Origin of the sequence: Paenibacillus sp. ICGEB2008 (assembly GCF_000307675.1) — a bacterium.
Lineage (GTDB): Bacteria > Bacillota > Bacilli > Paenibacillales > Paenibacillaceae > Paenibacillus > Paenibacillus polymyxa.
In genome coordinates this window covers 765,527-777,123 of sequence record NZ_AMQU01000007.1, presented here as the reverse complement: position 1 = coordinate 777,123, position 11,597 = coordinate 765,527, and the positions used below count along the sequence as shown (strand labels likewise).

Here is an 11,597-nt window from a genome sequence, read left to right as displayed (position 1 = left end):
CTTATGAACCAGCCTTGTCGCCACCTTTATGTTCTTCACCTAACTTATTTCGAAGGAACTGTAATTTCGCCTTTAATGATTTTTTGCTTGTATTGTTCTACAAGATCAAGCACGTCTTTAGGAACGTTTTTCGTAGATGTATCTGCCAAACCAATTCCGTTATCCTTCAGAGCCAGTGTTTCGACACCGCCCTTAAACTTACCGTCAATTACTTCTTGGGATACGCGTTTTACTGCTTCATCTACGCGTTTTACCATCGACGTTAATGTTACTTCATCACCAAACTCAAGGGATTGGTCTTTATCTACGCCGATAACCCATACTTGCTGACCTTGCTGCTTACGTGCAAGTGCTTCGTTAAATACGCCTGTTCCTGATCCGCCAGCTGCATGGAAAATAATATCTGCACCATCGTTGTAGATCGTTGCTGCTGCAGCTTTACCTAAATCCGGCTTATCAAACGCACCCGTATAGTTCACAATCAGTTGTGCTTTTGGATTTACAGCCTTAATCCCTGCTTCAAACCCTTTTTCAAAACGTTTGATCAACGGGCTGTCTTGTCCACCCACAAAACCAATTTTGTTTGTTTTAGTAAGCTTACCAGCTACAACCCCTACCAGGAAGGAACCTTCATTTTCAGCAAATACAACCGATTTGACATTAGGCGCATCCACAACACTGTCAATGATCGCCAAATTTTTGTTCGGATTGTCTTTTGCTACTTGTCCAATCGCATTCGCCAGATTAAAACCGATACCCCAAGTCAGGTTAAAATCACCTTTAACGAATTGGTTCAGGTTAGGAATATAATCTTGGTCGGATTTACTTTGCAAGTATTTAACTTTAACGCCTGATTCTTTCTCAATAGCTTGAAGTGCCTCCCAAGCAGATTGGTTAAACGATTTGTCGTTTACTCCGCCCACATCTGTAACCATGCCAAGTTGGACATTTGATGTTTTGGCAGAACCGCCTGCTTCTCCACCATTTGCGTTGGAAGCACCTTGATTTTTGTTACCGCAGCCTGCGAGAATGACCGAGATCGCCAGCAGCATAACCAAAGACATACTAAACAATTTCTTCATGCTGATACTGTTCCCCCTTAGTGTTAGATCCCTGGACTGTCTCTTTTCTTTAGAAAATGTATTTCATTTTCATGTCATTTACTGACGAGACAGATCGTACAGAAGACTTACTTTAGAGATTATACAATTATGATCGGCTAAAATCTAGACAATTAATAACCTTGGGTCAATTTTTTTTAGAATTCTAAAAATGTAAGCGTTACAAAGTTAAAAAAACCATACATTCTATCATCATACGTCATATTTATTCGTATTTTGAAGAAAATGAAGTCTTTTTTAATGTTAAGTATGTACAAAAAAAAGGCGTCCCTACACAGCGTACTGCTCGGGACACCTTTGTTACCACTTCCGTGGTTTTCACGCCTTAATTAAGCGTTGATTTTACCTTTAGCAACAGTTGCCAAAGAGTTGAATGCATTAATATCATTGACTGCAAGATCAGCCAAGATTTTACGGTTAATGTCTACACCAGCCAATTTCAGACCGTGCATCAATTTGCTGTAAGACAAACCATTCAAACGAGCTGCTGCGTTGATACGCACGATCCACAGTCTGCGGAAGTTACGTTTCGTCTGACGACGGTCACGGTATGCGTAAACAAGCGATTTCATTACCTGCTCGTTAGCTGTTTTAAAAATGCGGTGTTTGGAACCAAAATAACCTTTAGCAAGCTTCAATACTTTTTTATGACGACGACGAACGACGAATCCGCCCTTTACTCTTGCCATATCAAAAGACCTCCCAAATAATGTTTATACTTTATTTATTGCCGTGCTTAATGCTATTTCAGGTTAGCAAGACCTTGTTTCAAACGTCTAACGTCCCCAGGTGCCATCTCAGGGTTAGTACCCAGAACGCGTTTTGCACGTTTGGATTTGTGGGAAAGCAAGTGGTTTCTGTAAGCTTTGTAACGCGTCACTTTACCAGTACCGGTAATTTTGAAGCGGCCTTTAAGGCTGCTATGTGTTTTCATTTTTGGCATTGAACTTCCTCCTTAATTTGTCATTGACTCTTTGGAGCCAATATCATAATCATGCTGCGTCCTTCGAGCTTGGGTTGGCGCTCCACGGTACAAAGATCAGCAACTTCCGTTTTCACACGTTCGAGAATTTTTTGACCCACATTAGCATGGGTAATTTCACGACCACGGAAACGAACAGAGCATTTCACCTTGTCCCCTTCATTCAGGAACTTCACCACATTGCGAAACTTGGTTTGGTAGTCATGTTCCTCGATGTTGGAACGGAACCATACCTCTTTGATGTCAACGATCTTCTGGTTTTTACGGGCTTCCTTTTCTTTCTTTTGTTGCTCATAGCGGAATTTTCCGTAATCCATAATCCGACACACGGGCGGCTTCGCTTGAGGCGCCACGTTCACGAGATCCAAGTTTGCGTCAATCGCCATTTGCAAAGCTTCACGAGTCGGTTTAATCCCGATTTGTTCCCCGTTTGCACCAACTAGACGTACTTCTCTCACTCGAATCTCATCATTGATCATATGTTCCTTACTAATAACCCTCCACCTCCAGAACCTGTTATTGTTGTATTGTGTTTAAGCACAAAAAAGGGATGACGACTATGCAGCCGACATCCCTGTCTGATACTCAATTCATCATGAAAGTTCAATTCACAAATCATTGGATCATGACCAGCCGGCAATACCGGACAGGTGAGAAGTCGGTCCTTCTACTTGTTAATCCATACTTTTCAATTAACATACTCAAATATCATATCATGTTACTACTGAGTCGTCAACACTTTTATAAAAACAGTTGAAGCCCAGCCTCTGTAGGACACAAAGTTTTACTTTATCGTCCATTAACCTTGCTTGCTCTGAACCTCTTCCAGACGAACGACACGCGTATGCTGGGTGTGGCTCCATTGCTTGTTGTTCTGTGTAAAGAACGCATAGAACGTAATCGGATACCACGAAATCAGATAGACCGGGAACAGCAGCAAGTACAAATATACTTTTTTGAACGTGACCTTTTCCAAGATCATCGCGATCAAAAAGGTAACAATATTCAGCCCCACAGCCACAAAACCGGTCCAAGCAGGGAATTGTACGTAGATATTTTCAATATTGGGTCCACCAAATAATGCAATATCTACCCACATCGCTACTGTCATCAAGAAGGTAAACAGTACGATATACACGTTTAGACCATAAAGAGCCATATCGAATTTAATCAGGCTTCTATGCTTGATACTCTGCCACAACAATGGGAAGAAATAACGACGAGCAACCGTAAAGTGACCTTGCATCCAGCGCAGACGCTGTCTGGACGAAGCTTTGAACGTCAACGGCTTCTCATCATAAACCTTGGCATCGTAATTAAATCTTGGATATACGTTGCGTTGTGTACAACGCATAGTGAATTCCAAATCCTCTACCAGACTTGTTGCACCCCAGCCCATTTCCTTGAGCAGATTTGTTTCAAAGCACATGCCTGTACCACCGAGGAAATTAGCCATATTCAGGTTGTGACGTGACAACTGCCACAAACGGTTGATGTACCAATAAGATACCCCGTATGCGGCTGTGATCCAAGAGTCCTCAGGATTCTTAGTATCAATGTATCCCTGGATAACACGGGCGCCTGAGCACAAGTCATTGTTCATTTCGCTCAAGAAATTGGTATGCGCCAAATTGTCAGCATCAAACATGACAATGGCATCATATTGACGCGGCATAGCCCATAGCTCCTTGAGCATCCACTCAATAGCATAGCCTTTACCACGCAAATTCGGATTCGTACGTTCACATGCATTCATGCCGTGAGCACGAACAATGTCCGCTGTCTTATCTGTGCAGTTATCACAGATTACGAATACGTCGTACAGTTCCTTTGGATAGTCAAGCTGCTTTAGATTTTCCATCAATGCTCCGACAACTTGTTCTTCATTGTGGGCAGCGACTAAAATGGCAAATGATTTTTCTGGAGCCGCCTGCTCTTTCCTTTTCTTGCGAACCAATCCGAACAAGGAGAATGCAAACTGATAGACTGCGATCAACGCCAGTATAATCTGGAGCGTCACAAAAATAGCGTCTAACATGATCTCTTGTTACCCCCTTTTTATACCCCTTTAAAAATCTTGCGTTTGTCTGTTTTCTATCTGTGTAGCGCAAGTTGCGGCGCTTTGTGCGCCTTTTCTGTAGTTTTGACCCGACCCTTGCTTTCTTCTTTCGGCTCTGCGCAGCCCCCTTTTGGCTGACACAGGAATGCCATTACGATTTTCGTTGGTTTTCAATCTTTTGTCAAAGCCCCTAAACGGGTCTCAGCAGCAAAAAAACACGACAAATTCCCGTTTGAACCGAGAATGCGGCGCTGGACCTTTCATTCATGACGCTTAGGTCTTATTTTCATCCATTTGCTAACTTTTTATTTCTTTGGTCCCTCCTTTTTGTGGGCCAATTAGCAACCACTTCTAATCACTCTATCTTATTAGACGGATGAACGCAAAGAAAGTTATACAATACTGCTTATATTCCATTAACATTTTTGTGTAGAATTGAACCAGATAAGTGGTGATTCTTGAAATGAACAGCGTTTAAAAATATGATGAGAGCAAGAGAATAATTACTTAGATCTGATTCTGTCAAATTGATTCAAAATATTTGCCGACAGACCTGAACCGGCAACCGGAGGAAACCAAATGCAACGTCTAGTCGTAAAACTTGTAAATCTGGAGCAGCGATTGTTCAAATGGATCAACGGGCGCTTACACAACCGTTTTTTGAACTTTTGGCTGTACTATCTCACACATTTAGGCGGCGCTACCTTTACTATAGCCTCTACGCTTCTTATCTGGTGGCTCGCTCCGTATCCATGGAAAGATTCCGGCATGAAAGGAGCTATCGCTCTTGCGGTCAGTCACATCCCCGTGGCTATCGTTAAAAAGCTGTATCCGCGGATACGTCCGTACTTGGCGTTACCAGGTACGAATACATTTCGCAATCCCCTGTCGGATCATTCTTTTCCCTCAGGACACACGACCGCAATTTTTTCGGCTACCGTTCCTTTTATGCTGCAGTCACCCATGCTAGCACTGTTGCTGTTGCCTGTAGCGATAATTGTAGGTTTTTCTCGAATTTATCTGGGGCTTCACTATCCCACGGATGTACTTGCAGGAGCAGTCATCGGAACGTCTGCAGCAATAGGAACGGTTGCATTCTGGCCTTAAAGCCGATATGGTATGATTGAGAACATCCCAGCAGGAACAGGTGAAATGAGAGTGGCTAAAAAACGAGTGTTATTATTATCGGAAGGTTTCGGTGCCGGACATACTCAAGCTGCCTACGCGCTCTCAAGCAGCTTGCGGAAGCTTTCTCCGGATGTGCAGACAAGAGTGCTGGAGCTGGGGAGCTTTTTGAATCCGAGAATGGCCCCGCTCATTATTACAGCATACAAGAAGACTGTTGTATCGCAGCCTCGCCTAGTCGGATTGGTTTACCGTCATCAATACAAAAAATCATTAAACCGTCTTACAACGCTCGCTTTGCACCGTCTGTTCTACACACAGACCCGAAATATTCTTCGGCAGCTTCGTCCCGATTTGGTGGTATGTACTCACCCCATCCCAAGCGCGGTCATTTCACGTTTGAAGCGCTTAGGTCTACATGTCCCGCTGTGTACCGTCATAACAGACTACGATGCACATGGAACATGGATTAGTCCTGAGGTTGACCGGTACTTTGTATCTACTCCTGAAGTCATGCGTAAGCTGCGCGCGCGTGGAGTACCCGTATCAAAAATCCAGGTGACCGGCATTCCGGTGCATCCCAATTTTTGGGAACATCCAGGGCACGATGAAATCAGAGAACAATTTGGACTTAAACCCATCCCGACAGTACTTGTTATGGGCGGCGGCTGGGGCCTGATGAATGACGAATTTATACATCGTTCACTTACCGATTGGAGAGAAAAGATTCAATTTATTTTTTGTTTGGGGCATAATGATAAAATTCGTCGTAAAATGGAGCTAGATCCCCGGTTTAATCATCCAAATATTCATATTTTCGGATTCACACGGGAAATCGACAAATTAATGGAAGTATCGAATTTGCTCATTACCAAACCCGGCGGAATGACATGCACCGAGGGGTTGGCCAAAGGGATTCCGATGCTGTTTCACAAGCCTCTCCCTGGACAGGAGGAGGAAAATTGTCAGTATTTTACGGCTCAAGGCTTCGGAGAACCGATTACTTCGCTGGATGTTGTCGTTAAATGGATGAACCGACTGCTATACGATTTTCCAGAAATCGTTCGCAAGCGACAGGAGCACATTCATAATATAGCGCGATATTATCCTCTTCAGAGCGCACAGAGTATTTTGGATATACTGGAACCAAACAGGGTGCTTTCCTAAAAGGAAGCACCCTGTCTTGTTTACTTTATTTAGTTTTCTGCTTTACTTTCCGTATTTTTCAAGCCGTGTTTTTCCGTACTCTTCCAAAGCGTCTTTACCAATCAGCACCTCGACGCGATGAATATTCATACCTTTACCCATGAACTTTTGTTCATATTCCGTCATGACATGCTCCTCATTGATTCCATCACGATGAAGGTTTAACGAAATATTCGTCATTTGCAGACCGCTGTCAGCGAATGAATTCAGAGAAAACTCAAACAATGTCTCCGAATCCGTCTTAAAATGAATTTGTCCTCTGCTATTCAAAAGCTGACGATACTTGTCCAAAAAACGCGGATGCGTCAAACGACGGCGAGCATGCTTGGCTTTAGGCCAGGGATCGCTAAAATTCAGATAAATGCGTTCTACTTCCCCTGGTTCGAAAACATTCTCGATCTGTTCGATGTTTGCCAGTGCCAATTTGATATTGGGCGGTGTAACAACCTCTGAATCACTCCAGGCCAGGCGGGACTTTTCCGTAGCACGGCGAACCAGCTCATCATACATATCAAATCCGATATAGTTAACCTCTGGATTTCGGTAGCTCATTTGGCTTATAAATTGCCCTTTACCCATACCAAATTCCACATGAATGGGGCGATCATTACCAAAAAGCTGCTGCCAATTCCCCTTATACTGTGATGGCTCCAAGATGACCAGATCTTGCTGTTCTTCCAGACTTTCACGTATTCCTTTTCTTCCGCGTAAACGCATGTTACTCCTCCATATGCTCTGTTATCAAGGAAAAAGGAATTCCACCCCCGCTTGAAGATACGGAAATGAAATTCCTTTTTCAATATATTTGGATTGGGGTCCAACTAGTTTAATTGTTCATAGTCTACCCCATCAGCAGGTGAAAAATCAATTGTCTTTTGGCAAGCGGCTCTGATTTTTTGACGTGCAGCCGTTCCAATCTGACGATCCTGCCCAAAACGGACACCAGTCAATGCTAACGCCTCATCAAAGGTTAACTCAACAGTAACTTTATCCATACGCGTCTTATCCTGCGTATTCATAAAAGATCACCTCACGGGTTATTTGTGATGGAACCGACGTGCACTTCCCCTAAAGCAGGCGATAGAAACAGCATAGCTGTCTCCCTGAAGAATAATCATTAGCGGCTGATAAGTTTTTATCTTCAGGATTAAAAACAGTCCTTTTATCATATGTCTGGTACCGCTTACAATATAACATATTGTGTAACCTTTTTCAATCCGGAAAGCGATAAAATCCGCACTTTTTAATGACTTTCTTGGTCAAGTGATTCCCATTTAAGATTGAATTTTGTTACAATAGGGTGATCGTAAAAAAAGGAGTCCTCCCATGAAAACAGATTTGTTGCCTGCTCCTCTCCTGTGGGGAGATAAACGGTTCCATACATGGAATTACGAAATGCGCGAGCAATTTCAAAATAAAGTGTTTAAAGTCATGCTAGATGCGGGTTTTACTTGTCCAAATCGCGATGGATCCATTGCCAAAGGGGGTTGTACCTTTTGTAGTGCACGCGGCTCAGGTGATTTTGCCGGACGTCGCCGCGATGATTTGGTCACCCAGTTCAATACGATTCGGGATCGCCAGCATTTAAAATGGCCCAATGCTAAATATATTGGCTATTTTCAAGCCTACACCAATACGTATGCCCCGGTTGAGGAACTACGAGAATATTTCGAGGTTATTTTGGAACAGCCCGGTGTTGTCGGTCTGTCCATCGCTACACGTCCCGATTGCCTGCCTGATGATGTAGTCGATTATCTAGCCGAGCTGAACGAACGCACGTACCTGTGGGTCGAAATGGGCCTGCAAACCGTTCATGAATCGACCTCTGAGCTGATTAATCGTGCTCATGATACTCAGTGCTATCTGGATGCTGTAGAAAAGCTACGTAAGCGGAATATCCGTGTGTGCGCCCATATCATTTATGGTCTACCGCAGGAGACGCATGAAATGATGCTCGATACAGGACGTGCAGTAGCTGCTATGGATGTGCAGGGCATCAAAATCCATCTCCTGCATCTCATGCGTAAAACGCCAATGGTCAAGCAGTACGAAGCCGGATTGCTACGCTTTCTGGAAAAGGACGAGTACATTAAGCTCATTGTAGATACCCTGGAGTTTTTACCCCCTGAAATGATCGTTCATCGGTTGACCGGAGATGCACCACGTGATTTACTGATGGGGCCCATGTGGTCGCTTAAAAAATGGGAAGTGCTCAACGGCATTGATAATGAACTAAAATCACGTGAAACGTGGCAGGGAAAATACTGGAGGAAGTCTTAAATGGGATTCCTGTCTGTTCTGAGCTATGCTCATCAATTAGTAGCTGCGCGGGTGCAGCCAGGCGATACTGCCGTAGACGCCACCGTCGGCACAGGAGCAGATACGTTGTTTCTGGCTAAAGCTGCTGGCAAACGAGGCCGCGTCTATGGCTTCGATATCCAGCAGGCAGCTTTGGATTACGCCCGTCGTCGGCTGGAAGAAGATACCTCCCCTTCATTAGCGGAAGTGTCACTATTGCTGCAAGGCCATGAGCACATGCGGGAGGCCGTTCCAGACCTGCTGCATGGTAAAGTGGCTGCGGCCATGTTTAACCTTGGCTACTTGCCGTCCGAAGGCGCCGATCTTACGGTCATCACACATACAGACAGCACGCTCGTCGCACTTGAAGCTGCCTTGCATTTGCTGCGCCCGCGCGGTATTTTGACTGCCGTATTATATCCAGGACACGCCGGAGGCAGGGAAGAAGCGGAAGCGGTCCTTCAATGGGCTTCTGCCCTCCCAGTCTCCAGCGGTCAAAGCATTATTTACCGTCAATTACAACGAGACGCTTCGCCTTACGTAGTCGCGGTTGAAAAGAAATAACGTCGGGTTGTTAAACTCGCATATTTGGTAATGAGCGACTTTCTTAGCCGCCTTACATATATTTTTAGCGCCATATGGGTCTATTCATCCTGGTCTATTGCCCAGCGGCACGTTTTGATTGCCTCATTCTGTTAGATCGTACTCATTACTCATTATGGAGGAGAGAAATCATGCTAAAGCCATACCCGCTGCAATTTCAACCTGAGTTCAAAGAGAGAGTTTGGGGTGGACGAGCCTTAGAACAATTTGGTCTGACCCCACCAGAAGGACATATTGGTGAAGGATGGATGATTGCTGATCATCCAAATGGAACAACAACGGTTATCAATGGCGAGCTGGCTGGAAAAGGACTGGATGAAATCCGCCAGACCTACGGACAGGATTGGCTTGGGGCAAAGGGCGTATCGAAAAAAGGCGGACGTTTTCCACTTTTGATCAAGCTACTGGATTGCAACGATGACTTATCCGTTCAGGTCCATCCGACGGATGATTACGCTGGACTTCCAGCTGGAGAATTAGGAAAAACCGAAATGTGGTACGTGCTTGATGCCAAGCCGGATGCCAAAATTATTTATGGTCTGACCGAAGGTGTAACCCGTGAAAGTCTGCGTACAGCTCTTGAAAGCGGAGATATCATGGGCAGTTTGCGTCAGGTTCCAGTTGAAGCAGGCGATACATTCTTCATCCCCGCTGGAACCGTGCATGCACTGTGTGCAGGTGTTGTGGTTGCTGAAATTCAGCAAAATTCGGATACAACCTATCGCTTATATGACTACAATCGCCCCGGTCTGGACGGCAAACCTCGTGAGTTGCACATCGAGGACTCCCTTAATGTAACTTCTTACGAAGGTGCAGGTGCAACAACGATGAAAACGGACGGCTTGCAGCCTGGAGAATGGCTCCAACTGGCATCCTGTGAGTATTTTGTTGTGGAAAAGGGTATCGTAGAGGGAAGTTGGACACTTTCTACAACGGAAGACAGCTTCACTATCCTTGTAATTTGCGAAGGCAGTGGAACCATAACATGGAACAATAATACGGAGTCTCTTTCCTGTAAAGCTGGAGATTGCTTTCTGCTCCCTGCCAATCTGGGCGGTTACACGCTGAATGACGGAATGACCGTACTTAGATCTTATCTTCCTTAAAGCTTAAAGGATGTGATGTCTAATCATGCGGGAATACACCTTCACCATCGCTGAAGATGACGGAACAGAGCTTTTTGCTTACCGATGGCTACCCGAGCAGAATGTTCCCGTCAAGGGAATCGTTCAAGTTTCGCATGGCATGTGTGAGACGTCCTACCGCTACCTTCGGCTGGCCGAAAAACTTACCGCTTCTGGCTACGGTGTGTATGCCAACGATCATATCGGCCACGGACGCACAGCTGGTGATCCTGATAAGCTCGGTATGCCGGGAGCCAATGCATTCAATCGAATGGCAAAAGGCATGCTGGAGCTAGGCGAAATTGCGGCCAAGGAATTCCCTGATCAATCTCGTTTTTTACTGGGTCACAGCATGGGGTCCTTTTTAACCCAGAAAATTATGTATGATGATCAGCAGTCGTATCACGGGTTTATTTTATCAGGGACCAACGGACGACGTAGTCTGCTGAAACTCGGAGAGCAGGTTGCCCTGCTGCAAGCCAAACTGCAAGGAATGGATCATCGCAGTATGCTGCTCAACGCTATGGTCTTTGGCGGCTTTAACCGTGCCTTTCGTCCGGTGCGCACAGCGTTCGACTGGCTGTCCCGTGATCCTGAGGAAGTAGATCAGTTCGTGCACGACCCATTATGCGGAGCTATTTGCACGACAGGCTTTTTCCTCGATTTTTTCAGGCTTTTACAAGAAATCCACTGGCCTTCCTCGCTGCAAAACATTAATCCAAAACTGCCCGTTTATATTTTTGCCGGGGATCGTGATCCGGTGGGCTTGTTTGGAAAAGGTGTGTTGTCGCTAGTGGATATGTATCGAAGCCTGAAGCTTCAAGACGTGGAGTATCGCCTTTATCCTGACGGTCGCCATGAGATGTTGCATGAAACCAATCGTAACGAGGTAATGAGTGACATCGTGGACTGGCTCGACCGTCATATTAACACAGGAGCAACCTCTGTTTCGGTTTTGTCTGGAGCCTCCGAAGCGCCCTCTTTATCAGCTTCGCCCAAGTCATCATCCTAGTGAGGAATAAGCAAAAGAAACCTTTAAAGCACGATAAAAGTGGCTTTAAAGGTTTCTTTTGTATTCC

At 45.0% G+C, this 11,597-nt stretch carries 13 protein-coding genes; 6 read left to right on the top strand and 7 right to left on the bottom strand.

The features are described 5' to 3' along the window. Positions 1-44: 44 nt before the first annotated feature. The 5 genes from C400_RS0108240 to C400_RS0108220 all read right to left on the bottom strand — a co-directional run bounded on the left by C400_RS0108240 (position 45) and on the right by C400_RS0108220 (position 4,141). Positions 45-1,082, bottom strand: coding sequence for a BMP family lipoprotein (locus tag C400_RS0108240; protein WP_016820568.1), 1,038 nt, complete (start codon positions 1,080-1,082; stop codon positions 45-47). A gap of 368 nt (positions 1,083-1,450) precedes the next feature. Next, positions 1,451-1,810, bottom strand: a complete 360-nt coding sequence (gene rplT, locus C400_RS0108235) for a 50S ribosomal protein L20 (protein WP_007429517.1) — start codon at positions 1,808-1,810, stop codon at positions 1,451-1,453. A 53-nt stretch (positions 1,811-1,863) separates the two neighbouring features. Next, positions 1,864-2,064, bottom strand: a complete 201-nt coding sequence (gene rpmI / locus C400_RS0108230) for a 50S ribosomal protein L35 (RefSeq protein ID WP_007429516.1) — start codon at positions 2,062-2,064, stop codon at positions 1,864-1,866. A gap of 20 nt (positions 2,065-2,084) precedes the next feature. After that, entirely contained in the window at positions 2,085-2,582 is a 498-nt protein-coding gene (infC, locus tag C400_RS0108225) for a translation initiation factor IF-3 (protein ID WP_007429515.1), read from the bottom strand. Positions 2,583-2,902: 320 nt separating this feature from the next. Beyond that, on the bottom strand, positions 2,903-4,141 hold the full coding sequence (locus C400_RS0108220) for a glycosyltransferase family 2 protein (RefSeq protein WP_017426627.1): 1,239 nt from the start codon (positions 4,139-4,141) through the stop codon (positions 2,903-2,905). Between the two features lie 600 nt (positions 4,142-4,741). On the opposite strand from C400_RS0108220, the gene C400_RS0108215 reads away from it, so the two are divergent. Together C400_RS0108215 and C400_RS0108210 are read left to right on the top strand one after the other, a co-directional pair. Next, positions 4,742-5,269 (top strand): phosphatase PAP2 family protein, encoded by a 528-nt coding sequence (locus tag C400_RS0108215; RefSeq protein WP_013370069.1) that lies wholly within the window; start codon positions 4,742-4,744, stop codon positions 5,267-5,269. 51 nt (positions 5,270-5,320) lie between these two features. Beyond that, entirely contained in the window at positions 5,321-6,454 is a 1,134-nt protein-coding gene (locus tag C400_RS0108210; RefSeq protein WP_404925993.1) for an MGDG synthase family glycosyltransferase, read from the top strand. 42 nt (positions 6,455-6,496) lie between these two features. On the opposite strand, the gene trmB is transcribed toward C400_RS0108210, so the two are convergent. Both trmB and C400_RS0108200 read right to left on the bottom strand, forming a co-directional pair. Then, positions 6,497-7,210 (bottom strand): tRNA (guanosine(46)-N7)-methyltransferase TrmB, encoded by a 714-nt coding sequence (trmB, locus tag C400_RS0108205; RefSeq protein WP_016820575.1) that lies wholly within the window; start codon positions 7,208-7,210, stop codon positions 6,497-6,499. A 104-nt stretch (positions 7,211-7,314) separates the two neighbouring features. Then, entirely contained in the window at positions 7,315-7,512 is a 198-nt protein-coding gene (locus C400_RS0108200; RefSeq protein WP_013370066.1) for a hypothetical protein, read from the bottom strand. A 307-nt stretch (positions 7,513-7,819) separates the two neighbouring features. On the opposite strand from C400_RS0108200, the gene C400_RS0108195 reads away from it, so the two are divergent. From C400_RS0108195 to C400_RS0108180, 4 genes are all read left to right on the top strand, one after another. Next, positions 7,820-8,773 (top strand): TIGR01212 family radical SAM protein, encoded by a 954-nt coding sequence (locus C400_RS0108195; RefSeq protein WP_013370065.1) that lies wholly within the window; start codon positions 7,820-7,822, stop codon positions 8,771-8,773. After that, complete coding sequence (locus C400_RS0108190; RefSeq protein ID WP_017426626.1) at positions 8,774-9,355, top strand: class I SAM-dependent methyltransferase; 582 nt, start codon at positions 8,774-8,776, stop codon at positions 9,353-9,355. A 170-nt stretch (positions 9,356-9,525) separates the two neighbouring features. Next, entirely contained in the window at positions 9,526-10,500 is a 975-nt protein-coding gene (locus tag C400_RS0108185) for a type I phosphomannose isomerase catalytic subunit (protein WP_016820580.1), read from the top strand. A gap of 25 nt (positions 10,501-10,525) precedes the next feature. Then, entirely contained in the window at positions 10,526-11,530 is a 1,005-nt protein-coding gene (locus tag C400_RS0108180; RefSeq protein WP_017426625.1) for an alpha/beta fold hydrolase, read from the top strand. The last annotated feature ends 67 nt before the right edge of the window (positions 11,531-11,597 follow it).

What these genes read in the sequence shown, in the direction of transcription:
- C400_RS0108240 (WP_016820568.1), bottom strand. Translation starts at nt 1,082, where the DNA reads ATGAAGAAATTGTTTAGTATGTCTTTGGTTATGCTGCTGGCGATCTCG.
- rplT (WP_007429517.1), bottom strand. Translation starts at nt 1,810, where the DNA reads ATGGCAAGAGTAAAGGGCGGATTCGTCGTTCGTCGTCGTCATAAAAAA.
- rpmI (WP_007429516.1), bottom strand. Translation starts at nt 2,064, where the DNA reads ATGCCAAAAATGAAAACACATAGCAGCCTTAAAGGCCGCTTCAAAATT.
- infC (WP_007429515.1), bottom strand. Translation starts at nt 2,582, where the DNA reads ATGATCAATGATGAGATTCGAGTGAGAGAAGTACGTCTAGTTGGTGCA.
- C400_RS0108220 (WP_017426627.1), bottom strand. Translation starts at nt 4,141, where the DNA reads ATGTTAGACGCTATTTTTGTGACGCTCCAGATTATACTGGCGTTGATC.
- C400_RS0108215 (WP_013370069.1), top strand. Translation starts at nt 4,742, where the DNA reads ATGCAACGTCTAGTCGTAAAACTTGTAAATCTGGAGCAGCGATTGTTC.
- trmB (WP_016820575.1), bottom strand. Translation starts at nt 7,210, where the DNA reads ATGCGTTTACGCGGAAGAAAAGGAATACGTGAAAGTCTGGAAGAACAG.
- C400_RS0108200 (WP_013370066.1), bottom strand. Translation starts at nt 7,512, where the DNA reads ATGAATACGCAGGATAAGACGCGTATGGATAAAGTTACTGTTGAGTTA.
- C400_RS0108195 (WP_013370065.1), top strand. Translation starts at nt 7,820, where the DNA reads ATGAAAACAGATTTGTTGCCTGCTCCTCTCCTGTGGGGAGATAAACGG.
- C400_RS0108190 (WP_017426626.1), top strand. Translation starts at nt 8,774, where the DNA reads ATGGGATTCCTGTCTGTTCTGAGCTATGCTCATCAATTAGTAGCTGCG.
- C400_RS0108185 (WP_016820580.1), top strand. Translation starts at nt 9,526, where the DNA reads ATGCTAAAGCCATACCCGCTGCAATTTCAACCTGAGTTCAAAGAGAGA.
- C400_RS0108180 (WP_017426625.1), top strand. Translation starts at nt 10,526, where the DNA reads ATGCGGGAATACACCTTCACCATCGCTGAAGATGACGGAACAGAGCTT.